General features: G+C 66.7%; 22 protein-coding genes. 14 read left to right on the top strand and 8 right to left on the bottom strand.

Going from position 1 to position 24527, the window contains the following annotated elements:
- Positions 1-83 precede the first annotated feature (83 nt).
- Positions 84-824 carry a murein L,D-transpeptidase catalytic domain family protein gene (locus XcodCFBP4690_RS10795; protein ID WP_104540939.1) on the top strand — a complete coding sequence of 247 codons (741 nt, stop codon included), beginning with the start codon at positions 84-86 and terminating at the stop codon, positions 822-824.
- A gap of 240 nt (positions 825-1064) precedes the next feature.
- Here XcodCFBP4690_RS10795 and XcodCFBP4690_RS10790 read toward each other — a convergent pair whose 3' ends face one another.
- The gene (locus XcodCFBP4690_RS10790) at positions 1065-1688 is read right to left on the bottom strand and encodes a helix-turn-helix domain-containing protein (RefSeq protein WP_208622722.1); all 624 of its coding nucleotides are present in this window, start codon (positions 1686-1688) and stop codon (positions 1065-1067) included.
- 248 nt (positions 1689-1936) lie between these two features.
- On the opposite strand from XcodCFBP4690_RS10790, the gene hisS reads away from it, so the two are divergent.
- From hisS to XcodCFBP4690_RS10735, 11 genes are all read left to right on the top strand, one after another.
- A complete protein-coding gene (gene hisS / locus XcodCFBP4690_RS10785) occupies positions 1937-3352 on the top strand; it encodes a histidine--tRNA ligase (RefSeq protein ID WP_104540937.1) in 1416 nt (471 codons plus the stop codon).
- Between the two features lie 766 nt (positions 3353-4118).
- Positions 4119-4445, top strand: coding sequence for a YerC/YecD family TrpR-related protein (locus tag XcodCFBP4690_RS10780; protein ID WP_104540936.1), 327 nt, complete (start codon positions 4119-4121; stop codon positions 4443-4445).
- A gap of 9 nt (positions 4446-4454) precedes the next feature.
- Positions 4455-5369 carry an ATP phosphoribosyltransferase gene (gene hisG / locus XcodCFBP4690_RS10775; RefSeq protein WP_104540935.1) on the top strand — a complete coding sequence of 305 codons (915 nt, stop codon included), beginning with the start codon at positions 4455-4457 and terminating at the stop codon, positions 5367-5369.
- Positions 5366-6661 (top strand): histidinol dehydrogenase, encoded by a 1296-nt coding sequence (gene hisD / locus XcodCFBP4690_RS10770; RefSeq protein WP_104540934.1) that lies wholly within the window; start codon positions 5366-5368, stop codon positions 6659-6661. The genes hisG and hisD overlap by 4 nt, the downstream gene beginning before the upstream one ends.
- Positions 6658-7749, top strand: a complete 1092-nt coding sequence (gene hisC / locus XcodCFBP4690_RS10765; protein ID WP_104540933.1) for a histidinol-phosphate transaminase — start codon at positions 6658-6660, stop codon at positions 7747-7749. Before hisD ends, hisC begins: the two co-directional genes overlap by 4 nt.
- Positions 7746-8873, top strand: coding sequence for a bifunctional histidinol-phosphatase/imidazoleglycerol-phosphate dehydratase HisB (gene hisB, locus XcodCFBP4690_RS10760; RefSeq protein ID WP_104540932.1), 1128 nt, complete (start codon positions 7746-7748; stop codon positions 8871-8873). The genes hisC and hisB overlap by 4 nt, the downstream gene beginning before the upstream one ends.
- On the top strand, positions 8870-9472 hold the full coding sequence (gene hisH / locus XcodCFBP4690_RS10755; RefSeq protein ID WP_104540931.1) for an imidazole glycerol phosphate synthase subunit HisH: 603 nt from the start codon (positions 8870-8872) through the stop codon (positions 9470-9472). Before hisB ends, hisH begins: the two co-directional genes overlap by 4 nt.
- On the top strand, positions 9469-10203 hold the full coding sequence (gene hisA, locus XcodCFBP4690_RS10750; RefSeq protein ID WP_104540930.1) for a 1-(5-phosphoribosyl)-5-[(5-phosphoribosylamino)methylideneamino]imidazole-4-carboxamide isomerase: 735 nt from the start codon (positions 9469-9471) through the stop codon (positions 10201-10203). The genes hisH and hisA overlap by 4 nt, the downstream gene beginning before the upstream one ends.
- Positions 10197-10973: an imidazole glycerol phosphate synthase subunit HisF gene (gene hisF / locus XcodCFBP4690_RS10745; protein ID WP_104540929.1), complete on the top strand. Its 777-nt coding sequence runs from the start codon at positions 10197-10199 to the stop codon at positions 10971-10973. The genes hisA and hisF overlap by 7 nt, the downstream gene beginning before the upstream one ends.
- The gene (gene hisIE / locus XcodCFBP4690_RS10740; protein ID WP_104540928.1) at positions 10963-11583 is read left to right on the top strand and encodes a bifunctional phosphoribosyl-AMP cyclohydrolase/phosphoribosyl-ATP diphosphatase HisIE; all 621 of its coding nucleotides are present in this window, start codon (positions 10963-10965) and stop codon (positions 11581-11583) included. The genes hisF and hisIE overlap by 11 nt, the downstream gene beginning before the upstream one ends.
- Positions 11584-11973: 390 nt before the next feature.
- Entirely contained in the window at positions 11974-13560 is a 1587-nt protein-coding gene (locus tag XcodCFBP4690_RS10735) for a calcineurin-like phosphoesterase C-terminal domain-containing protein (RefSeq protein WP_104540927.1), read from the top strand.
- A 317-nt stretch (positions 13561-13877) separates the two neighbouring features.
- Here the strand turns inward: XcodCFBP4690_RS10735 and XcodCFBP4690_RS10730 are convergent, their stop codons facing one another.
- From XcodCFBP4690_RS10730 to XcodCFBP4690_RS10700, 6 genes are all read right to left on the bottom strand, one after another.
- Positions 13878-14882 (bottom strand): C13 family peptidase, encoded by a 1005-nt coding sequence (locus XcodCFBP4690_RS10730; RefSeq protein WP_104540926.1) that lies wholly within the window; start codon positions 14880-14882, stop codon positions 13878-13880.
- A 174-nt stretch (positions 14883-15056) separates the two neighbouring features.
- Positions 15057-15755: an acireductone synthase gene (gene mtnC / locus XcodCFBP4690_RS10725; RefSeq protein WP_104540925.1), complete on the bottom strand. Its 699-nt coding sequence runs from the start codon at positions 15753-15755 to the stop codon at positions 15057-15059.
- Between the two features lie 2 nt (positions 15756-15757).
- Positions 15758-16324 (bottom strand): 1,2-dihydroxy-3-keto-5-methylthiopentene dioxygenase, encoded by a 567-nt coding sequence (locus tag XcodCFBP4690_RS10720; protein ID WP_104540952.1) that lies wholly within the window; start codon positions 16322-16324, stop codon positions 15758-15760.
- 34 nt (positions 16325-16358) lie between these two features.
- Positions 16359-17012 carry a methylthioribulose 1-phosphate dehydratase gene (locus XcodCFBP4690_RS10715; protein ID WP_104540924.1) on the bottom strand — a complete coding sequence of 218 codons (654 nt, stop codon included), beginning with the start codon at positions 17010-17012 and terminating at the stop codon, positions 16359-16361.
- A 611-nt stretch (positions 17013-17623) separates the two neighbouring features.
- The gene (locus XcodCFBP4690_RS10705) at positions 17624-19054 is read right to left on the bottom strand and encodes an amino acid permease (RefSeq protein WP_104540923.1); all 1431 of its coding nucleotides are present in this window, start codon (positions 19052-19054) and stop codon (positions 17624-17626) included.
- Between the two features lie 128 nt (positions 19055-19182).
- Positions 19183-20655 carry an amino acid permease gene (locus tag XcodCFBP4690_RS10700; protein WP_167394566.1) on the bottom strand — a complete coding sequence of 491 codons (1473 nt, stop codon included), beginning with the start codon at positions 20653-20655 and terminating at the stop codon, positions 19183-19185.
- A gap of 176 nt (positions 20656-20831) precedes the next feature.
- Between XcodCFBP4690_RS10700 and XcodCFBP4690_RS10695 the strand changes: the two genes are divergently transcribed.
- A complete protein-coding gene (locus tag XcodCFBP4690_RS10695; RefSeq protein WP_104540951.1) occupies positions 20832-21380 on the top strand; it encodes an NUDIX hydrolase in 549 nt (182 codons plus the stop codon).
- Positions 21381-21634: 254 nt separating this feature from the next.
- Here XcodCFBP4690_RS10695 and serA read toward each other — a convergent pair whose 3' ends face one another.
- A complete protein-coding gene (gene serA / locus XcodCFBP4690_RS10690; RefSeq protein WP_104540921.1) occupies positions 21635-22876 on the bottom strand; it encodes a phosphoglycerate dehydrogenase in 1242 nt (413 codons plus the stop codon).
- Between the two features lie 209 nt (positions 22877-23085).
- Here serA and XcodCFBP4690_RS10685 point away from each other — a divergent pair, with 209 nt between their 5' ends.
- Complete coding sequence (locus XcodCFBP4690_RS10685; protein WP_104540920.1) at positions 23086-24504, top strand: FAD-binding oxidoreductase; 1419 nt, start codon at positions 23086-23088, stop codon at positions 24502-24504.
- Positions 24505-24527 lie beyond the last annotated feature (23 nt).

Genomic DNA, 24527 nt, shown 5'->3' with positions numbered 1-24527 from the left:
CGGGGTTGGAAAGTGACGCGCATGCGGCTATTTCTAGACTGGTGCGGCCCCGGCGTGGCGCCGCGTTCGATGCGGGTTGCTGCATGTCTTATCGAGTGATCGCCGTTGCCGCCGCCCTGTGCGGGTGGGCAACGGCCGGAGCGGCCCTGGCGGCCGATGTCATGACCGCGTCCCCGGTGTCGCTGCTGGGCGCGCCGCGTGCGGGATTGATCGACGCGCTGGCGCGCCAGGCCCCGGCGCTGGATCGCAAGGTGCTGGCGCTGGCGACCGAGGCCTTGCAATGCGCGCGGCAGCGGCGGCAGGTGCACGACGAGCGCGTGCTCAGCGTGATCGACTACAGCCGGCCGTCCACCGAGCGGCGGCTATGGGTGTTCGATCTGGCGCGGCAGCGGTTGCTGTTCAAGGAATGGGTGGCGCATGGGCGCAATACCGGCGAAAACCTGGCCGCGACGTTTTCCAACACCGATGGCAGTTTCCAGTCCAGCCTGGGCGCCTTCACCGCGCAGGAGTCCTACACCGGCCAGAACGGCTATTCGCTGCGGCTCGAGGGCCTGGAGCCGGGCTTCAACGACCATGCGCGCGACCGCGCCATCGTCATCCATGGCGCGCCCTATGTGAGTGAGGCCATCATCCGCAGCCAGGGCCGGCTGGGGCGCAGCCTGGGCTGCCCGGCGGTGCGCCCGGCCGTGGCCAGACAACTGATCGACACCTTGCGCGACGGTGCGTTCGTGTTCGCCTACTACCCGGATCGCACATGGCTGCGGCAGTCGCAGCTATTGCATGGCGGCTGCGGCGCGGCGGTGGCGTCGGCCGGGGGGCGCTGAGGCGGTTGGCGCCGTCCGTGGACGCCGGTGTCGTGGCCTCTGTGATCGTGTGCGTGACGCATCGGCAGCCTCTCATCGCGACCAGCAAATGGGTCGACTGGCTGCGGCCACGGTCCAGGCCGCGCGCTCGGATGCCCGGCCCGGTGCAACGGCCGGATCGTCGCGCACGGTTGTCGCCCGTCGCCTTTGCTGCGCCAGCGGCTTCGGGTGCCGGACCGCGAGGGGTGACCGAATCGGCGGTCAAGCGGTCTCGCCGGCAAGGCTGCGCAACGCGGCGTAGTCGAGGATCTGTACCAGATGCAGCTGCGGCAGCGCGATCAGCTGCTGCTGCCTGAGCTTGGTGAATGTACGGCTCACCGTTTCCACGGTCAGGCCGAGATGGTCGGCGATGTCGCTGCGGCTCATCGGCAGCGCCACGGTGTCGCCACTGCTGCCTGGCTGGGTGGAGCGCGCGGCCAGCCGCAGCAGGAAATGCGCCAGCCGCTCGCCGGGCTGCAATCGTGCCAGCAGCAGGCCGGTGTCCTGGGCGGCGGCCAGCTCCATGCTGGCGCGCTGCAGCAGCTTGCGTTCCAGGTGCAGGTAGCGCTCGCGCAACTGGCGCATCTGCGCCATCGGCGTACGGCACACGCGGGTTTGGACGATGGCTTCGATATCGTGCCGGTGCTGCGGGGTCTCGGTCAGTCCCACGTAGTCGCCAGGCAGCACGAAACCGGTGATCTGGCGGCGGCCGTCGGCCAGCGTACGCACCAGGCGCAAGGCGCCGGAGGTGACGGTATAGACGTGGTGGCGCGGCTCGCCGGCCCGCACCAGGGTGCTGCCGGGCGCATGCACCGAGGCGCTGGTGGCCTGGTCGAGCGCGTCCATTTCCAGCGGCGACAGCGCGGCGCAGATCGCCCGCCCGCGGACCGCGCACAGTGCGCAATCGGAATTGCGCGCGTCGGTGCCGGCTGGCGCGCTGGGCGCAGGGCAGGTCACGCTGGGGTTCGAAAGCTGCCGGTACATGGGTTACGCACTGCCAGGAACGCGCGTGCATGATACGCCATGCGGTCAGCACGGCCGCCCAGCCGGTAGAATTGCCGGCTCGCCCCCGTCGTCCTGCAGGAGTTTCGCTCGTGATCAAGCCCCGTACGCCGCCCGGCATCATGGAATTGCTGCCACGCGAGCAGATCGCGTTCCAGCGCATGCTGGACGTCATCCGCCGCAACTACGAGCGGTTCGGGTTCCTGCCGGTCGAAACCCCGGTGTTCGAGCTGTCCGATGTGCTGCTGACCAAATCCGGCGGCGAGACCGAGCGCCAGGTGTATTTCGTGCAGTCCACCGGTGCGCTGGCCAATGCCGCTGCGGCGGCCGACGAGGGCGCTGGCCTGCCAGAGCTGGCGCTGCGCTTCGACCTGACCGTGCCGCTGGCGCGTTACGTGGCCGAGCACGAGCATGAGTTGAGCTTCCCGTTCCGCCGCTACCAGATGCAGCGCGTGTATCGCGGCGAGCGTGCGCAGCGCGGGCGTTTCCGCGAGTTCTACCAGTGCGACATCGACGTGATCGGCAAGGATGCGCTGAGCATCCGCTACGACGCCGAAGTGCTGGCGGTGATCCACGCGGTGTTCGCCGAGCTGGGTATCGGCGATTTCAAGGTACAGCTGAACAACCGCAAGCTGCTGCGTGGGTTCTTCCATGCGCAGGGTGTGGTCGATGCCGAGCAACAGGCCCTGGTGCTGCGCGAGGTCGACAAGCTCGACAAGCGCAGCGCCGAGGACGTGCGCGCCACCTTGGTGGGGCCGGACTTCGGCCTGGCCGAGGACGCCGTGCAGCGCATTCTTGATTTCGCCAAAATCCGTTCGGTTTCTCACGCCGATGCGTTGGAGAAGATCGATTGGGTGGTCAACGAGGTGCAGTCGCGCAGCGGTGGCAATGACGATTTGCATGCTGGCGCGGACGACTTGCGCAAAGTGCTGGAGCTGGTCAAGGCGTTGGGCGTGCCGGAAACGGCGTATTGCCTGAATTTCTCGATCGCGCGCGGGCTGGACTACTACACCGGCACCGTCTACGAGACCACGCTCACCGATCACCCGCAGATCGGCTCGATCTGCTCGGGCGGCCGTTACGAAAGCCTGGCCAGCCACTACACCAAGTCGAAGTTGCCGGGCGTGGGCATTTCGATCGGCCTGACGCGGCTGTTCTGGCAGCTGCGCGAGGCTGGCCTGATCCAGGGCATTGCCGAAAGCAGCGTGCAGGCGATGGTGGCGCTGATGGACGAGACGCGCCTGGACGATGCGCTGGATATCGCGCGCCGCCTGCGTATCGGTGGCATCAACACCGAAGTGCAGATGGAGCCGAAGAAGATCGGCAAGCAGTTCCAGTACGCCGCGCGTGCCGGCATCCGCTTCGTGGTGCTGGCCGGCGACGACGAGTTGGCGCGTGGCGTGGTGGCGGTAAAGGACCTGGTGCGCGAACAGCAGTTCGAGGTGGCCCGCGACGAGCTGGCGAGCACGCTGCAGGTGGAACTGGAGCAAGCCAAGGTGATGCCGTAAGGCAGCGTGGCCGTTGCTGGTTTTTCGATTAGCGGGTAGCTGCTGTGGTGCGCCGTGCGGGACCGGTTGGGTGCTTGGCTGCTCAAGAGCGGTGACGCATCGCAGCTGGCTGTGAGTGTGAGCGTCCTCTGCTCCGCGTCTGGTTGTCGTTAGTACAACACCGCAGCGAGCGTGCCTGGACCAATGCTCGATTGTGTTGGTTCTGCGATTGGCGGTGCGTGTCCCCGGCATTGAAGTGATGGGCCGGTCTGCACCGCCCGCGCCCCCCATCCGCCCTTCGGGCACCTTCCCCCGCAGGCGGGGAAGGGCGGTAGCGTGTCGGGTCTGATAGCCCTTGGGGGCGCCGTGCTTTGCTTCCTTCTCCCACTGGCGGGAGAAGGTGGCGCGCAGCGCCGGATGAGGGGCTTTGGAGCCGCCCGCAGCTCAGCGGGGAGGTGAGGCACAGCGCTGCACAAGAAATCTCCTCGTGCTGAATGTGCCAATAGCGGGCGAGCAATCCGTTTTGAAACGGTGGGCCGTTCCGTACAAGGTCTGGCCCCCATCCGCCCTTCGGGCACCTTCCCCCGCAGGCGGGGGAAGGGCGGTAGCGTGTCGGGTCCGAGAGCCCTTGGGGGCGCCGTGCTTCGCGCCCTTCTCCCGCTGGCGGGAGAAGGTGGCGCGCAGCGCCGGATGAGGGCTACCCCAGCGAGCGGCTCCAACACCACGCGGAATGGTGACAATCGCGGCGCTTTGCGTTAATGTACTAGCACGCTATTACATTAACGCAATGAAACAACGCCCCGCGCCCCGCGAATCCACCGATGTTGCCGCTTCGCTGCAGATGCTGTCCGAAGCCCTGGCCTGCCTGCGCTCGCCCGGCGCGGTCGAAGCATTCCTGCGCGACCTGTGCACGCCCGCCGAACTGGAGGCCATGGCCGACCGCTGGCGGGTGGTGCCGTTGCTGATCAAGGGCGTGCCGTATCGCGAGATCCACGAGCTGACCCAGGTCAGCGTCACCACCATCGGGCGCGTTGCGCGCACCCTGGACCATGGCGCCGGCGGCTACGCCGAGGCCCTGCGCGAGCAGTCGTCGCGCCCCGTCGAATCCCACTGAGAGAACACCATGAGTGCTTCCACGGCAGCGCCGGCACGTGACCGGTTGCGTATTGCCATCCAGAAAAATGGCCGCCTGGCCGAGCCGGCGCGCAGCCTGCTGGCCGCCTGCGGACTGAGCTGGCGGCAGAGCCGCGACAAACTGTTCTGCTACGGCGAATCGCTGCCGGTGGACCTGCTGCTGGTGCGCGACGACGACATTCCCGGCCTGATCGCCGATGGCGTTTGCGACTTGGGAATCGTGGGCCAGAACGAGCTGGACGAGCAGGCGTCGGCGCGTCGTCGCGCTGGCTTGCCGGCCGCATATCATGCCGTGCGCGGGGTCGGTTTCGGCCAGTGCCGGCTGATGCTGGCCGTGCCGGAAGAATGGGACTGGCAGGGCGTGGCGCAGCTGGCGGGCAAGCGCATCGCCACCAGCTACCCGGCGATCCTGGCCGACTGGCTGGAACGGCAGGGCATCGACGCGACGGTGGTGGAACTATCCGGTTCCGTGGAAATCGCCCCGCGCCTGGGCACCGCCGATCTGATCTGCGACCTGGTCTCCAGCGGCGCTACGCTGGCCGCTAACCAGCTCAAGCCGGTGGAGCTGGTGATGGAGAGCGAAGCCGTGCTGGCCGGCGCGGTACGCGAACCGGCCGACGCGCGCGCCGCACTACTGGCGATGCTGCTGCGGCGCATGGACGGCGTGCTCAAGCTGCGCGACAGCAAGCTGCTGATGTTCCGCGCCGAGCAGACCCATGTGGATGCGCTGCGGCGCCTGCTGCCCGATGCCGAACCGCTGGTGCAACTGCCCGACGACGGCAACGGCGCGCTGCGCCTGCAGACCATGTGCCATGGCGCGGTGACCTGGCAACGGCTGGAAGAACTCGAACGCGCAGGTGCGCAAGGCTTGATGGTGTTGACGGTGGAGCGCTCGCTGGCATGAAGATTCTCGATTGGTCACAACTCGATAGCGCTGCGCGCACCGCTGCGCTGACTCGCCCGGTGCAGACCGTGGCGACGCAGACGCGCGATGCGGTGGCTGCACTGATTGCCGATGTGCGCGCCCGTGGCGATGCCGCATTGCGCGAGATCACAGCGCGCTTCGACGGCGTGTCGCTGGAAAGCTTTATCGTCGGCGAAGCCGAGTTTGCTGCCGCCGAAGCGGCAGTTGCACCGGAACTGCGTCAGGCCATGCAGGACGCGGTGGCGCGCATCGACAGCTTCCACCGCGCCGGCATGAGTGAAGGTTATGCGGTGGAAACCGCGCCGGGCGTGGTCTGCGAAAAGATCGTACGGCCGATCGGCCGGGTGGGCCTGTATGTACCGGCCGGGAGCGCTCCGTTGCCGTCGACTGCGTTGATGCTCGGCGTGCCCGCGCGCCTGGCCGGCTGCCGCGAGGTCGTGCTGTGCACGCCGCCGCGCAAGGATGGCAGCGTGGATCCGGCGGTGTTGGTGGCCGCGCAGCTCACCGGCGTGCGCCGGGTGTTCAAGCTGGGTGGTGCGCAGGCAATCGCGGCGATGGCCTATGGCACCGAGTCGGTGCCGAGCTGCGACAAGTTGTTCGGGCCGGGCAATAGCTATGTCACCGAGGCCAAGCAGCAGGTGGCGCAGTCGGGTGCGGCGGCGATCGACATGCCGGCCGGTCCGTCGGAGGTGCTGGTGATTGCCGACGCCGGTGCGCAACCGGCCTTCGTGGCCGCCGACCTGCTGTCGCAGGCCGAACACGGCCCGGACTCGCAGGTGCTGCTGCTCTCCGATAGCGATACGCTGATCGCAGCGGTGCAGGTGGAACTGGACACGCAGTTGGCGCAGCTTTCGCGCGCCGATATCGCGCGCCAGGCGCTGGCGCAGTCGCGGCTGATCCAGGTGCAGTCGCTGGACGAGGCGTTTGCCATCAGTAACCGTTACGCACCGGAACATCTGATTCTTGCGCTGCGCGAGCCGCGTGCGTGGTTGGGGCAGGTCGAGGCGGCCGGCTCGGTGTTTCTGGGCGATTACACGCCTGAGGCGCTGGGCGACTATTGCAGCGGCACCAACCACGTGCTGCCGACCAGCGGCGCGGCGCGGGCGTACAGCGGGGTGAGCGTGGCCAGCTTCCAGAACATGCTCAGCGTGCAGGCCGCCAGCAAGGCCGGTATCGACGGCATCGGTGAGTGTGCGTTGATCCTGGCCCGTGCCGAAGGCCTGGATGCGCATGCCAATGCCGTGGCAGTACGCATGGGAGTGGCCGCATGAGCGCGTCTTCGATCCTGGAGTTGGTGCGCGAGGATCTGCGCACGTTTGCCGGCTACTCGTCCGCACGCACCACCGCCGTGCAGGGCGATGTCTGGCTCAATGCCAACGAATCGGCCTGGGGCAATCCCGCCGACCCGCAGGGCAGCACGCGCCGCTATCCCGACCCGCAACCCGGCGGACTGCGCAATGCCCTGGCGGCGCTGTATGGCTGCGCGCCGGAACAGCTGTTGATCGGCCGCGGCAGCGACGAGGCGATCGATCTGCTGGTGCGTGCCCTGTGCGTGCCCGAGCGCGATGCGGTGGTGGTCACCCCGCCGGTGTTCGGCATGTATGCGGTGTGCGCGCGGCTGCAGAATGCACCCCTGGTCGAGGTGCCACTGGTCGATGGCAGCGATGGGTTCCATGCCGATATTCCGGCCATCGTGGAAGCGGCGCTGGCGGCGAAGGCCAAGCTGGTGTTCCTGTGCTCGCCGTCCAACCCGGCCGGTTCGGCGATCGCCCTGCAGGATGTGGAAGTCGCCTTGCAGGCGCTGCAAGGCAAGGCGCTGGTGGTGGTCGATGAGGCCTACGGCGAGTTTTCCGATGTGCCCTCGGCGGTCGGCCTGCTGGAGCGCTACGACAACCTGGCCGTGCTGCGCACCTTGTCCAAGGCCCATGCGCTGGCGGCCGCGCGCATCGGCAGCCTGATCGCCAATGCCGAATTGATCGCCTTGCTGCGCCGCTGCCAGGCACCGTACCCGGTGCCCACGCCGTGCGCGGCGATGGCGGTGCAGGCGCTGTCCGCGCCGGCACTGGAGGTCACCCGCCGGCGCATTGCCGAGGTGCGCAGCGAGCGCGAGCGCGTCCGTCTGGCCCTGGCGCAACTGCCTGGCGTGCGCCGGGTCTATGCATCGCAGGGCAATTTCCTGCTGGTGCGCTTCGACGACGCAGAAGCCGCGTTCCAGGCCCTGCTGGAGGCCGGTGTGGTGGTGCGCGACCAACGCGCGGTGCCGCGCCTGTCCGATGCGTTGCGCATCACCCTGGGCACGGTCGAACAGAACGAGCGAGTGCTGAGCGCGCTGCAACGCAAGCAGGAGGCTGCAGCATGACCCCGATTCTCTTCGTCGACCGCGATGGCACGCTGATCGCCGAGCCGGCCGATTACCAGATCGACGCGTATGAAAAGCTGCGCTTCGTCGACAACGTCATTCCGGCGATGCTCAAGCTGCGCGATGCCGGTTACCAGTTCGTCATCGTCACCAATCAGGATGGGCTGGGCAGCGAAAGCTATCCGCGTGCGTCATTCGATGGCCCCAACAACCTGATGCTGCAGATCTTCGCCAGCCAGGGCATCGAGTTCCGCGAAGTGCTGATCGACTGCAGCTGGCCGGCCGACAATGCGCCCACGCGCAAGCCGGGCGTCGGCCTGATGCTGCCGTACCTGCAGGACCGCAGCATCGACTGGGCGCGCTCGGCGATGGTGGGCGACCGCGTCACCGACATCCAGTTCGCGCAGAACCTCAATATCCGCGGCTTCCAGCTACGCACCGCCGAATTCGGTGGCGAGTGGGACTGGCCGTCCATCGCGCACGAACTGGCCGACGCACCGCGGCGCGCAGTGGTCCAGCGCAATACCAAGGAGACGCGGATTCGCGTCGAGCTGGACCTGGACCGCGTGGCCGAGCCGCAGACCGCCACCGGCCTGCCGTTCTTCGATCACATGCTGGAGCAGATCGGCAAGCACGGCGGCTTTGCGCTGGACATCCGTGCCGACGGTGATCTGCACATCGACGAACACCACACCATCGAAGACACCGGGCTGGCGCTGGGTCAGGCGCTGCGCGAGGCGCTGGGCAGCAAGCGCGGCATCGGTCGCTATGGTTTCGATCCGCCGGAGAGCCCGTGGCTGGCCGCAGGCGAAGGAGCGCAGCATGGCTTTACCTTGCCGATGGACGAGACCATCGCCAGCGCCGCGCTGGATTTCAGCGGCCGGCCGTATTTCGTGTTCGATGGCCAGTTCAAGCGCGAGCGGGTGGGCGACATGCCGACCGAACTGGTGCCGCATTTCTTCCGTTCGATCTGCGATGCGTCCGGATTGAACCTGCACCTGACCGTGCGTGGCGACAACGACCACCACAAGGTGGAAGCCTGCTTCAAGGCGCTGGCGCGTGCGCTGCGCCAGGCGATCCGCCGCGAAGGCACCGCCTTGCCGTCCACCAAGGGCGCGCTATGAGCGCCGTCGCGCTGATCGATGCCGGTGGCGCCAACCTGGGCTCGGTGCGTTATGCGCTGGAGCGGCTGGGCGTGGAAGCACGGCTGGTGCGCGATGCCGCGGGGTTGCAGGGTGCGCAGCGGGTGATACTGCCGGGCGTCGGTGCGGCGCCGGAAGCGATGTCGCGCCTGCATGCGCAAGGACTGGTCGAGCCATTGCAGCAGCTGCACGTGCCGCTGATCGGCATCTGCCTGGGGATGCAGTTGTTGTTTGAACACTCCGAAGAGGGCGAGGTGGATTGTCTTGGGCTGCTGCCCGGCATCGTGCGCCACATGACGCCGGCCTTGGGCATCCGCGTGCCGCACATGGGCTGGAATCAGCTGCTGCCGCTGCGCGAATCGGCGTTGCTGGCCGGCCTGCCGGAACGCGCCAGTGCGTATTTCGTGCATGGCTATGCGGCGCCGGTGACCGCCGATACCGTGGCCGCGTGCGACCACGGCGGCCTGTTCACTGCCGTGGTGCAGCAGGGCCTGCGTTGCGGCGCGCAGTTCCACCCCGAGCGTTCGGCAGACACCGGCGCACGCATCCTGCGCAACTTTCTCGAGATGAGTTTCCCATGAGTTTCACTGTCTACCCCGCGCTGGATATCCGTGATGGCCGCGTGGTGCGCCTGCTGCAAGGCGATTACGCGCGCGAAACCCGCTACGGCGAGGATGTGCTGCCGCGTGCGCAGGCCTTCGCCGACGCCGGCGCGCAATGGATGCATCTGGTCGATCTGGATGCGGCCAAGGCCGGCGGCTATACCCTGGCGTCGCTGCTGGGCGAGATCACGCGGCAGACCGGCCTGCAGGTGCAGACCGGCGGCGGCGTGCGTTCGCGCGAGGATGTGGCCCGCATCCTCGATGCCGGTGCTGCGCGCGTGGTGATCGGCTCGCTGGCGGTGCGCCAGGCCGAGACCGTGATCGGCTGGTTGCAGGAATTCGGTGCCGAGCGGCTGACCATTGCGCTGGATACCCGCCAGGATGCCGCCGGTGTGTGGCAGTTGCCGGTGCATGGCTGGACCGAGGCGGCCGAGGCCACCCTGGATCAACTGGCGGTGCGTTACGCGCAGGCCGGCCTGCAGCACCTGCTGTGCACCGACATCGCGCGCGACGGCATGCTGTCCGGGCCGAACATGGCGTTGTATGCGCATCTGCGGGCGCTGGCGCCGCAGCTGCAGGTACAGGTCTCCGGCGGGGCGCGCAATCTTGCCGACGTGGCAGCGGCCAAGGCGTCCGGCTGCGCCGGCATCGTGCTGGGCAAGGCCTTGCTGGAAGGTCACCTGGATCTGGACGAGGCATTGGCATGTTGAGCCGGCGCATCATTCCGTGCCTGGACGTGCGCGATGGGCGCGTGGTCAAGGGCGTCAAGTTTCGCGACCACATCGACATGGGCGACATCGTCGAACTGGCGCTGCGCTACCGTGCGCAGGGTGCCGATGAGCTGGTGTTCTACGACATCGGCGCCAGCCCGGAAGGGCGCTCGGTCGACTACACCTGGGTGGAGCGGGTGGCGCGGCTGATCGATATCCCGTTCTGCGTGGCCGGCGGCATTGGCGATGTGGAAACCGCGCGTGCGGTGCTACATGCCGGTGCCGACAAGATTTCCATCAATTCGCCGGCGCTGGGCCGCCCGCAACTGATCTCCGAACTGGCCGATGCCTTCGGCGTGCAGTGCGTGGTCGTCGGCATCGATTCGATCCGCGAGGCGGATGGGCAGTGGCGCGTGCGCCGCTACACCGGCGACCCCAGCAAGACCCAGGCGCTGCCGATGCGCACGCTGGACTGGGTGGCCGAAGCGCAGCGCCTGGGTGCCGGCGAGATCGTGCTCAACTGCATGGACAATGATGGTGTACGACGCGGTTACGACATCGCGCAGCTGCGTCAGGTGCGTGCGCTGTGCCGGGTGCCGTTGATCGCCTCCGGCGGCGCCGGCGAGATGCAGCACTTTGCCGATGTCTTCGACCAGGCCGACGTGGATGGCGCCCTGGCCGCCAGCGTGTTCCATAGCGGCGCGATTCCGATTCCGCAACTCAAGCAGTTCCTGCGCGCGCAACAGATCGAGGTACGTGATGGGCAGTGATAAGGCGGCGACCGCCGGCGCGCTGGACGGGCTGGATTGGAGCAAGGGCGATGGCCTGCTGCCGGTGGTCGTGCAGGACGCCGACAACCTGCGCGTGTTGATGCTGGGTTATATGAACTCCGACGCCCTGGCTGTTACGCAGCAGCGCGGCGAGGTCACCTTCTTCAGCCGCAGCAAGCAGCGCCTGTGGACCAAGGGCGAGAGCTCGGGCAACGTGCTGCGCGTGGTGTCCATCGAGGCCGACTGCGATGCCGACACGCTGCTGGTGCTGGCGCGCCCGCACGGACCTACCTGCCATCTGGGCCGGGCCAGCTGTTTTCCGGGTGCTCCCGCGCAATTTCTTGGCAGCCTGGATGCGTTGATCGCCACGCGCGAGCGAGAGCGCCCGCAAGGCAGTTACACCACCACACTGTTCGAGCAAGGCATTCGCCGCATCGCGCAGAAAGTGGGCGAGGAAGGCGTGGAAACCGCGCTGGCCGGCGTGGTGCAGGGCGATGCCGAATTGCTGGGGGAGTCGGCCGACCTGCTGTACCACCTGATCGTTCTGCTGCGCGCCCGCGGGCTTGGCCTGGGCGATGCGGTGGCGCTGCTGGAATCGCGCCATCGATAATCGTCATGCAGGTATCGCATGCATAGGATGCGCGCCCAGGCGCAGCGGGCTTTGTCGATGAGGCCTCGTTGCGCTACCTGGCCGTGGTGACTCGAACAACGATTGGCGGGCATCGCACCCTGCAGGAGCGCGCCCAGGCGCAACGGGCTTTGTCGATAAGGCCTCGTCGCGCTCGGGCGCGCTCCTACGCAAAGCGGTCCCGAACTGCTTCGCCGCTCGGGCGGGTTCGTTCGCAAGCGGGCTTCGGCGCAGTTGTGGCGCGCTCGCGCCTGCTCCTGCGCACCTGCTTCTGATACGCATGCGCGCCACGGGTGGCGACGGCGTGACCAGTCCTGCGGTAACCCAACCCAGCCCGGCTACAATCGCGGCTGGTCACCGCTTGGACTCTCCATGCCGCTTCGTCTTGCCCTCCTGTTCCTTGGACTGCTCGCAGGCACCGCGCATGCGCGCGATGTCGTTGTCGAAGGCGTGGTCTTCGAAGAGCGCGACGGCACACCGGGGCGTGGCCGTGATGAGCCCGGTCTTGCCGATGTGACCGTCTCCAACGGGCAGCAACTGGTGCGCACCGACGCGCAGGGGCACTACCGGCTGCCGGTGCGCGAGGGGCAGACGGTGTTCGTGATCAAGCCGGGCGACCGCAGCTTCGTTGCCAAGTCCGACGGCCTGCCCGGGTTCTGGCGCCACTACGCGCCCAAGGGCTCGCCCAGGCGCAAGTACAACGGCATCGCCGCTACTGGCAGTAGCACGCGCAACTGGAATTTCGCGCTGAGCCCGCGCGCCGCTGTGCAGGACGGCGGCTTTGAGATGCTGGTCTTCGCCGACAGCCAGACTGCGACCTTGGCCGATGTGGACTATTACCGTCGCGATATCGTCGTGCCCATCGTCGGCAAGCAGTCGGCACGGCTGGGAACCACCTTGGGCGATATCGTCAGCGACGATCTGAGCCTGTATCCGGCCTTGAACCGCGTTACCGCGCAGCTTGGCGTGCCCTGGTTCCATGTGCCGGGCAACCACGACCTCAACTTCGATGCCGGCGACGATCTGCATTCGCTGGACAGCTGGCGCGCGGTCTACGGCCCGGACACCTATGCGGTGGAAGAGGCCAACGCCAGTTTCGTGTTCCTGGACGATGTGATCTACACGCCAGGTGCCAAGCCGGCGTATGTCGGCGGCCTGCGCGAGGATCAATTCGCATTCCTGCAAGCCTATCTGGCGCAGCTGCCGCGCGAGCGGTTGGTCGTGCTGGGCATGCACATTCCGCTGTTCGATGCGGCGCCGGGGCAGGAGACCTTCCGGCATGCCGATCGCCGGCGCCTGTTCGCGCTGCTCAAGGAGTTTCCGCACGTGCTGGTGCTGAGCGGGCACAGCCACACGCAGCGGCAGGTGCTGCATGGCGCCGACGAAGGGTGGACGGGCGTGCATGCGTTGCGCGAGTACAACGTGGGCGCTGCCTGCGGTGCGTTCTGGTCGGGCGTGAAGGATGCCGATGGCATTCCCGATGCGACCATGAGCGACGGCACGCCCAATGGCTACGCGGTGCTGAAGGTCGCTCCCGGTGGCGACTACACGCTGGCCTATCACGCGGCGCGTGCTCCCGACGATGCGCAGCTGCTGTTGCATGCGCCCAAGGTATTGCGGCAGGGCGCATATGCGGCATGGGGCATCTACGCCAATGTGTTCATGGGCCAGGACGATACTCCGGTGGACATGCGGATCGACGATGGCCCCTGGCAGCCGATGAAGCGGCAGGAGCGCGCCGATCCGCGCGTGTTGGCCGAGAATGCGCGCGACGATGCCGCCGAGGCACTGCGCGGCTACGACCGCTCGCCCGAGGCCACGCCTTCCACCCACCTGTGGCGCGGCGCACTGCCAACCACGCTGGAGCTGGGGGAGCACACCGTGGAAGTGCGTGCGCGGCTGCCAACTGGCGAGTACAGCGCGCGCACGATGTATCGCCTGCAACGCGCCGAACCTTGAGCGTGGCGAACGCAAGGTAGCGAGCAGTCGTCGCCACGGGTATGGAGGCCGCGCTGTCCGGGTGGTCCATGCCGATTCGGTGCACCGGCCGCGCTGCCTGGCGGCTGAGCAGTCCTTGTGCCTGCTCTGAACGGAGCGGACAGCATCGGGTGATGCCCGAAACACAAACGCCTCCACGAAGGAGGCGTTTTGAGGATCCGGGCTGGCAGGCGATGGCGCGCTGGCAGGATCGGTGCTGGCTGGCGTGACGCTGGCTGGCTGGGCGAGTGTAGCGAGGCCGCGCAAGCGCTGACGAAATGAGAATTAGTCTCAGCCTGTTACGGCGTAGGCGTAGCAGGCGAGCGGGTGCCGGGCGCTGCCGTCTTCGGCGCAGGTGACCGGTCGTTTGCGCGCTCGGGAGCGGGCGCAGGGTCGCCGCTGTCGTCCAGATCCGCCCCCGCATCGACCGCAGGCGCTACCGGCGGATAGGGGTAGGCAACCGCAGGTCCCGGCGTAAGCCCCGCCCGCCAGCGGGCCAGCACTGGCGCGATGCGCTTGCCGAGCGACTGCTGCGGCAACGAGGGTAGTTCACCGTCCTGCTTTTCGCGCGCGGTGATCGCGGCCTTGGCCATGGTGAAGGCCGCCAGCGAATCGTCGCTCTGGTTCATCGCATCGATCAGCCAGGCCTGGCCGAAATAGGTGGCGTTGGAGGTGTTGCCGCAGCCGAACGAGGGGCGGTCGGCGCGCGCCGCGGTCAGGATCAGCGTGTCCGGCGAGCGCAACGCAGGGATGAAGCCGCCGGAATAGCAGGCCGACAGCACGATGATGCGGTGGTCGATCCCGGCATCGTCCAAGGCGGTGCGCAGATCCTGCGGGCTGATGAAGTCTTCTTCGTTCCCGTCCACCTGCACATACAGGGTGTGGTCTTCGGTGCCGTGGGTGGTGACGAACAGCAGCAGCGCGTCTTCCTTGCGATCCATGCGCTTGCCGACCGCCGCGAGCGTGTCGTAGAGATTGTCGTAGGTCGCCAGCGGTGCGTACGGCTGTTCGCCCAGGTTGTCGGGGTTGTTGACCAGGGCGACCACCCGCCCGCGGGCGTCGAAGCGCTGCTCGAACAACTGCTTGAGGTAGAGCGTTTCGTTGCGGAATACATCGTCGCTGGCATCGCCGGCAAAGCCGACCACGTACAGGTCGGTCACGCCGGGGCGCTGCGGTTGTAGCGCGGACAGTGCCTTGGCCAGCGCGGCCTGATCGACCGGGTCGGGTTCTGCGGTTTGTTGCGCGGCCGGTGTCGGCAAGGCTGCACCGGCATCGGGATGGCAACCACCCAGCAGAACGACCATGGCCAGCAATGCCGGCGCCCGCCGGATCGCGGCCGCTGCGGGCAACCAGGGGAAAAGCGATGAGAACAACGCCGAGGCCTCTCGAAGACGCGTACCAGCGGTACCGACATGCTGCGCCTGGAAGAACACCCGGCCGCTGTGCGGCAACCGGATGCCTTCACTCACTGCGCTGGCTTAGAACACCAGCTGCGAAAAACTCTCCACCCGCTGATGGCTGCCGACGTCCTCGGCCGAGCGCGGTGTGGGGTAGTCTTCGCGGCGATCCAGCAGCGCGGTGCGCATGCCGGTGCGCTTGGCCGCATCCAGTTCCTCGATCACGTCCGACAGGAACAGGATCTCGGTGGCAGGGACGCCGATACGTTCGGCGATGCGGCGGTAGCTGGCGCTCTCGCGCTTGGGGCCGACTTCGGTATCGAACCAGTCGGTGACCAGCCCGCTCAGGTCGCCGGCATCGCTATGGGCGAAGAACAGCTTCTGCGCCGGCACCGAGCCGGACGAATACACGTACAGCGGAATGCCCTGCGCATGCCAGGCCTGCAGCTGGATCGCCGCATCGGCATAGATGTGCGCGGTGAAATCGGCGGTCTTGTAACCATCGCCCCAGATCAGCCCCTGCAAGGCCTTGAGCGCGGTGTGCTTGCGGTCCTCGTCGATCCAGGTCTGCAGCGTGGCGATCAACACCTCGTCCGGCACGTCTTCGCCGATCTCGTCGGCCACCTGGTTGAGCCAGTGACGCACCTGCGGGTGATTGCCGTGCTCGCGCACATAGGCGGGCATGGCACGACGTGCATACGGAAACAGCACGTCCTTGACGAACGAGATGCTGCTGGTCGTACCTTCGATATCGGTGAGGATCGCTTGCGGTCGTGTCATCGTCAGCTGGCCTTGTGAGGTTTCTCGGGGGCGTAGCGGGGGAATTGTTTGGCGATTTCGGTACCGGTGAAGTGGCCGACCCAGCCGTCGGGCTCGGTGAAGAAGCGGATCGCCACGAAGTGCGGCTCCGGCCCCATGTCGAACCAGTGCAGGGTGCTGTCGGGCACGGCAATCAGGTCGTCCTTGACGCACTCGATCTCGTACACATTGTCCTGTACGTGCAGGGTGAACAGGCCCGAGCCGGCGACGAAGAACCGTACTTCGTCTTCCTTGTGGAAGTGCTCGTCCAGGAACTTGGCGCGCATCTCCTCGCGCTTGGGGTTGTCCGGCGCGATGCTGACCACGTCCACGGTCTTGAAGCCGCGCTCGGCGCTGATGCGGTCGATGTCGGCGCGATAGGCATCCATCACCTGCTCGGGCGTGGCGCCGGGTTCGACCGGCTTGCTGGCATGCCAGCGCTCGAAGGTCACGCCGATCTTCTTGAGTTCGGTGGCGATCGCATCGCCATCGCGGCTGTCGAAGTGCGGGGTGGCGGGATTGGTGTCGGCGAAGATACGCAGTCGGCTCATGGCGGTCTGGCTCACGAAGGGGGACGGGCAGAACTCAGCGCGGGCCGCGCAATTTCAGCAGTTCGAGTTCGCAGTGCAGCAGGAATTCGAATGCCTCCAGATGGCGGCGTGCCTCGGCCATGTTGCGGCCCCAGGCATACAGGCCGTGTCCTTCGATGAGATACCCCCACATGCTGCGTTTGTCCAGCAGGGCGTCGACCTGCGTTGCGAGTACCTGCATGTCCTGGGTGTTGGCGAACACCGGCACGTCCACCGCGGTGTCGTGGGTGGTATTGCCGTCGAAGGCCTTGAGCAATTCGTAGCCTTCCAGGCGGATCACGCCGCTGCCTGCATACAGGCGGGACGCGATCGTCTGCACCGGCGAGTGGGTATGCAGCACGCAGCCGATCTCCGGAAACCGGCGATACAGCTGGGTGTGCAGCAGGGTTTCCGCAGACGGGCGCAGCGGGCGACCGACGGCCTGGCCATCGAAATCCACCACCATGATGTCTTCTTCGACCAGCCGGCCCTTGTCGCGTCCGGAGACGGTGATCGCAGCGTGCTGTTCGTCCAGGCGATGGGAAAAATTGCTGCTGGTGGCCGGCGTCCAGCCGGCCTGGGCCAGCTCGCGGATATTGCCGATCAGCAACTGCGCCAGCTCGTGCAGACGGGCGGCGCTATAGGGCAGGGGGGCAGTGGTCGCATTCATGGACCTATTCTACTGCCCCACCGGATCACGGTCAGGTGCAGCGCAGCAGGGTGGGTTCCTGCCACGCTCGGATCACGAGTGGCTGACAGAATGTGGCGAGCCGCGTCTGGTAGTGAGCGCAGTGGTTTGGTCAGCCGTCTCTGGCTGGATGCAATCGGAAGCCCGGCTCAAATGCCGGGTCCGTCGAGCGCGCGGCGCCCTCACCACTTGCGGGACACGCCGTTAACCCGTCCATGGGGGCTCGGTGGCGGCATGGAAAGCCGCCTGTCGCACATGTGTCGGGCGTCGAACCGGCGTGCCAGCATCTGACAACATGCATCACGCAACGCGCCCAACGATGCGCATCGACCATCTCGACCGGTCCTTGCCTGCCCACCGTCGCGGGACCTTGTTCGGCATGGATGCCGCATAAAAACCTGAAGGGACGGACCCGCGGCGTGTCCGGCGACAGTGAGCGGGCAAGGGGTCTGCATTCAAGCGACAGATCGTCACCCTCAAGCCAGGCGGCAGATCCGCGCGCCCGACCGCTTTGCAACCAGCACCCGGACTATCTGCACTTCGTACATCGACGCGCAGTGTTCGTGTCAGCCACTGATGGCTCGCGCGTTTGCTCAGCGACCGTCGCGCAGGCGGCTGTGGCGGTAGCCATAGCCGAAATAGATCGCCAACCCGACCAGCGTCCACAGCCCCATCAGCATCCAATTGTGCAGGGTCATCGCCGACAGCAGCGCCAGGCAGCTCAACACCCCGGCGATGCAGATCGGCCAGGCGAACGGAATGCGGAACGGGCGCGGCAGTTCCGGATGGGTGTGGCGCAGGATCAGCACGCCGGCGCAGACGGCGGCGAAGGCGATCAGCGTGCCCATCGAAGTCAACTCGCCCAGCACGTCCAGCGGGAACAACGCCGCCAGCAACGCGATGCCGACGCCGGTGATGACGGTATTGATATGCGGCGTGCGGTACTTGGGATGGATGCGGGTGAAGATCGCGGGCAGCAAGCCATCGCGGGCAATGATCATGAAGATGCGCGGCTGGCCGATGATCATCACCAGCACCACCGATGACAGCCCGATCAGCGCGCCCACTTCCACCACCACGCGCAGCCATGCCAGCTGCGGGTGCGCGGCCACGGCGGTCACCACCGGCTCGTCGGTGCCCAGCAGGGTGTAGGGCACCAGGCCGGTCATCACCGCGGCCATGGCGATGTACAGCACGGTGCAGACCACCAGCGACAGCATCATGCCGATCGGCAGGTCGCGCTGCGGGCGGTGCGATTCCTGTGCCGCCACCGAGACCGCCTCGAAACCGATATAGGCGAAGAACACCATCGCCGCACCGCGCAGCACGCCTTCCATGCCGTACTTGCCCGGACCTTCGTTGGCCGGGATGAAGGGGTGCCAGTTGGCGGTATCCATGTATTTCCAGCCGGCCGCGATCACCAGGATGATCAGTCCCGTCTTGAGGATCACCATCGCCATGTTCATTGCCGAGGACTTGCGGATGCCCACGTAGCACAGCCAGGTCAGCAACAGCACGATGCCGGCGGCCGGCAGGTTGGCGATCGCGCCGGTGGGTTGCAGCTTGGCGTCCAACGGGGCGCTGACCAGGGCGGCGGGCAGATGGATGTCGAAGTGTTCCAGCAGGCTCAGGAAATAGCCGGTCCAGCTGACCGCCACCGCCGAGGCCGAGACGCCGTATTCCAGCACCAGCATCCAGCCGATGAACCAGGCCGCCAGTTCGCCGAAGGTGGCGTAGGTATAGGTGTAGGCGCTGCCGGACACCGGCACCATCGCCGCGAATTCGGCGTAGGCCATCGCGCAGAACGCGCAGCACACCGCGGCCAGCACGAACGACAGCATGATCGCCGGGCCCGCGTGATCGGCCGCGGCCTGGCCGGTGATGACGAAGATGCCGCCGCCGATCACCGCGCCGATGCCCAGGGCGGTCAGCCCCCAGGGACCGAGCGCGCGTTGCAGGCCGAGACCGTCGGCCGCCTCATGGCTGGCCTGCGGGTGTTTGGTGGCCCAGAGTTGCTTGAACATGCAGCGGTTCCTGTTGACTCCCTGCACATGGCGGTGCGGGCGGGTTCGAGATGTGCGGGCTGTTGCGAGGGACTCGCGGTGTCAAATTCCCGCACGCGGAGGTGCGGGCTGTTGCCGAGGACTCGCGGTCAAGCCTTGCGTGCCAGCCGGCTATGGTGGATGCCGTAACCGAAATAGATGCACAGGCCGATGACGGTCCAGCCGACGAATACCTTCCAGTGCTCCTGGAAGGCCTGGAAGAACAGGAACAGGCAGGCCAGTGCGCCCAATGGGCAGATCACCATGGCCAACGGCACCCGGAACGGGCGCGGCAGCTCGGGCTTGGTGAAGCGCAGCACCAGGACGCCGGCGCAGACGGTGGCAAAGGCGAGCAGGGTGCCCATCGAGACCAGTTCGCCCAGCACGTTCAACGGGATCATGCCGGCCAGCAGCGCGGCAACCACGCCGACGAACAGGGTGCCGACGTAGGGCGTGTGGAATTTCGGGTGCACCTTGCCGAACAGCCTGGGCATCAACCCGTCCTTGGCCATGGTGTAGAAGATGCGCGGTTGCGCCATCAGCATCACCAGCACCACCGAGGACAGGCCGGCGATCGCGCCGATCTCCACCGCGGTCTTGAGCCAGGTCAGCTGCGGGTGCGCTTCCAGCGCGGTGGCCACCGGCTTGGCGGTGCCGAGCTGGGTGTAGGGCAGCAGCCCGGTCAGCACCGCACAGACGATGATGTAGATCACCGTGCAGATCGCCAGCGACACCAGGATGCCGATCGGCATGTTCTTCTGCGGATCCTTGGTTTCGCCGGCCGAGGTCGAGACCGCGTCGAAACCGATATAGGAGAAGAACACGATGGACGCCGCGCGGAACACCCCGTCCCAGCCGAACTGGCCAGGGCCAGTGTTTTCCGGGATGAAGGGGTGCCAGTTCGCCGGGTCGATATAGGCGATGCCGAAGCCGACGAACAGGCAGATCACCACCACCTTGATCGCCACCACGATCGCATTGGCGAACGCCGACTGGGTGACGCCTACGTAGCACAGCATGCTCACTGCAGCGACGATCAGTACCGCTGGCAGGTTGATGATGTTGCCGGAGCTGACGAAGCCGTGCCCGTCCCAGGTCAATGGCGCGCCAGCCAGCTCTGCCGGAAACGGCAGCCCCAGCGTGCCGGTCAGGAAACTGATCAGGTAGGCCGACCAGCCCACCGCGACGCTGGAGCCGGCGAACAGATATTCCAGCACCAGGCACCAGCCGATGAACCAGGCAATGCCTTCGCCCAGCGTGGCGTATGAATACGAGTAGGCGCTGCCGGAGACCGGCATCATCGCGGCGAATTCGGCGTAGCACAGGCCGGCGAAGGCACAGGCGATGCCGGCAAAGACGAAGGACAGCATCACCGCCGGGCCGGCATGGTTGGCCGCGGCCTGGCCGGTCAGCACGAAGATGCCGGCGCCGATCACCGCGCCGATGCCGAGCATGATCAGGTGCTTGGCGGTGAGGGTCCGTTGCAGCGTGGCTTCGCCCTGCAGGCTGCCTTCGACCGGCTCGCCCGCATCGACGTGTCCAGCGGGCTCGATCGGTTTGACCCTCAACAGAGACTTCAGCATTCGGTACATCCCCAAGTGGCAAAGCCAAGGCGCTGGCGCCCGGGCGAAGGTGTGCGCCGCGTCCCGAGCGGACAGGCAAGCGGCCTACCTTGCCAAAGCTACACGCTCACGACAAGCGCGTACGCAGCATGAATGGCGATAATGGTGCCTGGCCCACGCGCAACCGAGAACGACAGATGGTGGATGCAACCCTGCGGCAGCAACTGGCTGCCTACCGCACGCGCTGGCCGGACGAGGCCGTGGTGGCCGAGCAGTTCGCACAGTTGCTGGACGATGCCACAGATCCATTCGTGCGCGAGCGTGTCGAAGGTCATTTCACCGGCTCGGCCTGGGTGGTCAGCGCCGATGGCAGTCGCACCCTGTTGACCCATCACCGCAAGCTGCAGCGCTGGCTGCAACTGGGCGGGCACGCCGATGGCGACCGCGACCTGGCCCAGGTCGCGCTGCGCGAAGCGGAAGAAGAATCCGGTTTGCCCGGTCTGAGGCTGGCGGATGCGGATCTATTCGATCTGGACCGTCACTGGATCCCGGCCCGCGGCGAGGTGGCAGGCCACTGGCACTACGATGCGCGCTACGTGGTGGTGGCTGGCGCGGACGAAGACTTCGAAGTCAGCGAGGAATCGCTGGCCCTGGCCTGGCGCCCGATTGCCGAGCTGCTTGCCGAGCCGCAGCTGGATCCGTCGCTACGGCGCATGGCCGAGAAGTGGGTGGCTCGAAGCGTGTGATGGGGGCTGGGGGAGTGCGCCCTCATCCGCCCTGCGGGCACCTTCTCCCGCAAGCGGGAGAAGGGAGCACCTGAGCACCGGACGACCTGCTCTATCTTCTCCCGCTTGCGGGAGAAGGTGGCGCAACGCGCCGGATGAGGGTGATCGTGCACCACTCTGCCGCACCTGAGCACCGGACGACCTTCTCTATCTTCTCCCGCGTGCGGGAGAAGGTGGCGCAAAGCGCCGGATGAGGGCGCTCTTGCACCAACAGCTCAATACAAAACCCGCGTCCGCAAGGTCCCTTCGATCAACGCCAGCCCGTCCTTCAACGCGGCGGCCTGCGCCTCGCTGGCGCTGACGTCGATCACCACGTAGCCGACCTTGGGATCGGTACGCAGGAACTGGCCGTCGATGTTGACGTTGTGGCGCGAGAACAGTTCGTTGATCCTGGACAGCACACCCGGCACGTTGCGGTGGATGTGCAGCAGGCGCAGGCTATCGGCATGCTCGGGAAGCGTCACTTCCGGGAAATTCACCGCCGACAGGGTGCTGCCGTTGTCGCTGTAGCGCACCAGCTTGGCGGCGACTTCAATCCCGATATTGTCCTGCGCTTCCAGCGTGCTGCCGCCCACGTGTGGGGTCAGGATCACGTTGTCGTGCGCGGTCAACTTCGATTCGAACGCATCGCCATTGCCCTTGGGCTCGATCGGGAACACGTCCACCGCCGCGCCGCCGATCTGGCCGGAGGTGAGCGCCGCATCCAGCGCGTCGATGTCGATGACGGTGCCGCGCGAGGCGTTGATCAGGTGCGCGCCGGGCTTCATGCGGGCGATTTCGGCCGCGCCGATCATGTCCTTGGTGGACGGGGTTTCCGGCACGTGCAAGGTGACCACGTCCGAGCGCGCCAGCAGGTCGTCCAGGTCGATGGCAGCGCGTGCATTGCCCAGCGACAGCTTGGTCTCGATATCGTGGAAGATCACCTGCATCCCTAACGCTTCGGCCAGCACGCCGACCTGGGTACCGATATGCCCGTAGCCGACGATGCCCAGCACCTTGCCGCGCGTTTCGTGGCTGCCGGCGGCCGATTTCGACCAGCCGCCGCGATGGCACTCGGCATTCTTCTGCGGGATGCCGCGCAGCAACAGGATCGCTTCGGCGATGACCAGTTCGGCCACGCTGCGGGTATTGGAGTAGGGCGCGTTGAACACCGGAATGCCGGCCAGCTCGGCCGCGTCCAGGTCCACTTGGTTGGTGCCGATGCAGAAGCAGCCCACCGCGATCAGGCGCTTGGCGTGCGCCAGCACCTGCGCGCTCAGCTGCGTGCGCGAGCGGATGCCGACGATGTGCGCGTCGGCGATGCGGGCGATCAACTCGTCTTCCGGCAACGACTTGGCATGCAATTCGATCTGCGAATAACCGGCGGCGCGGAACACATCCACCGCGGTCGGGCTGATGCCTTCCAGCAACAGCACGCGGATGTCCTGCTTGGGAAACGAGGTTTTCTTCGGCGACATGGGGGAGCGCAATGCAGCAATCGGGTCGGCAACTATGCCAGATGAGGTGCACGATGGGGCGCTCGCAACGCACGGTTCTCCCTTCCGCAGCCCTTGTGCCGCAACGGTTTCAGCTGAATCCAACGCATCGTTGCCGGCCTGCGGCGCGGCTGGACGAGGCCGGCGCACGCTGGCACGCTGTGCGGTTCCTATCCGCAGCGCCGCGTGCCATGACCGATCCCCGCATCCTTTCGTTGCAACAGGCCGTGCCGGCGTTGCGTTTGAAGACCGAGCCGGCCGACCTGGAACATTACGGCCGCGACTGGACGCGCCGCTGGACGCCCAACCCGCTGGCCATCGCGCTACCGGGATCGGTCGATGAAGTGCAGGCGGTGATGCGCTGGGCCAACGCGCAAGGCGTGGCGGTGGTGCCCTCGGGCGGCCGTACCGGGTTGTCCGGTGGTGCGGTGGCGGCCAACGGCGAGCTGGTGCTGAGTCTGGAACGTCTGAACAAGCCGCTGGACTTCAACGCGGTGGATCGCACGCTCACCGTGCAGGCCGGCATGCCGCTGGAAGCGGTGCACAACGCCGCACGCGAGCATGGCCTGATCTATCCGGTGGACTTTGCCGCGCGAGGTTCGTGCTCGATCGGCGGCAACATCGCCACCAATGCCGGCGGGATTCGGGTGATCCGCTACGGCAATACGCGCGAGTGGGTGGCCGGTTTGAAGGTGGTCACCGGCGCCGGCGAGCTGCTGGAGCTCAACAACGCGCTGGTGAAAAATTCCAGTGGCTACGATTTTCGCCACCTGCTGATCGGCTCCGAGGGCACGCTGGGCATCGTGGTCGAGGCGACCTTGCGGCTGACCGATCCGCCGCCGCCCAGCAATGTGATGTTGCTGGCGCTGCCCTCGTTCGATGTGCTGATGCAGGTGTTCGCCGCCTTCCGCGCGCAGCTGCGCCTGGAGGCCTTCGAATTCTTCACCGACCGCGCGCTGGAACACGTGCTGGCGCATGGCGCGCAGGCGCCGTTCGCCGAGGTGCATCCGTATTACGTGGTCACCGAATTCGCGGTGGGCGATCAAGCGCAGGAAGCGGCCGCGATGGCGGCGTTCGAGACCTGCATGGAGCAGGGCTGGGTCAGCGATGGCGTGATCAGCCAGAGCGATGCGCAGGCCGCGCAGCTGTGGCGCCTGCGCGAGGGCATCACCGAGGCGGTGGCACGCTATACGCCCTACAAGAACGACGTGTCGGTGCGGATCTCGGCCATGCCGGCATTCCTGGCCGAAACCCAGGCCTTGCTCGGCGAGGCCTATCCGCATTTCGACGTGGTGTGGTTCGGCCATATCGGCGATGGCAACCTGCACATCAATGTGCTCAAGCCCGATGCCACCAGCCAGGCCGAGTTCGTGGCGGCCTGCGACCAGGTCACCAAGCTGCTGGCGCAGGCGCTGCAGCGCTTCGGTGGCAGCATCTCGGCCGAGCACGGCATCGGGTTGGTCAAGAAGCCGTACCTGTGGAGCACTCGCTCCGGCGCGGAGATCGCATTGATGCGTGGCATCAAACATGTGCTCGACCCCCATCTTTTGCTGAATCCCGGCAAGCTGTTCGAGATGGACGATGCGCCCGCCGGCGCGCACGCCGGTTAGTCTCTCCGGACCTTCACATGGAA

Origin of the sequence: Xanthomonas codiaei, from assembly GCF_002939785.1 — a bacterium.
GTDB classification, from domain to species: Bacteria; Pseudomonadota; Gammaproteobacteria; order Xanthomonadales; family Xanthomonadaceae; genus Xanthomonas; species Xanthomonas codiaei.
The sequence above is the reverse complement of the archived record's forward strand: the minus strand, read 5'-3'. Positions and strand labels throughout refer to the sequence as shown.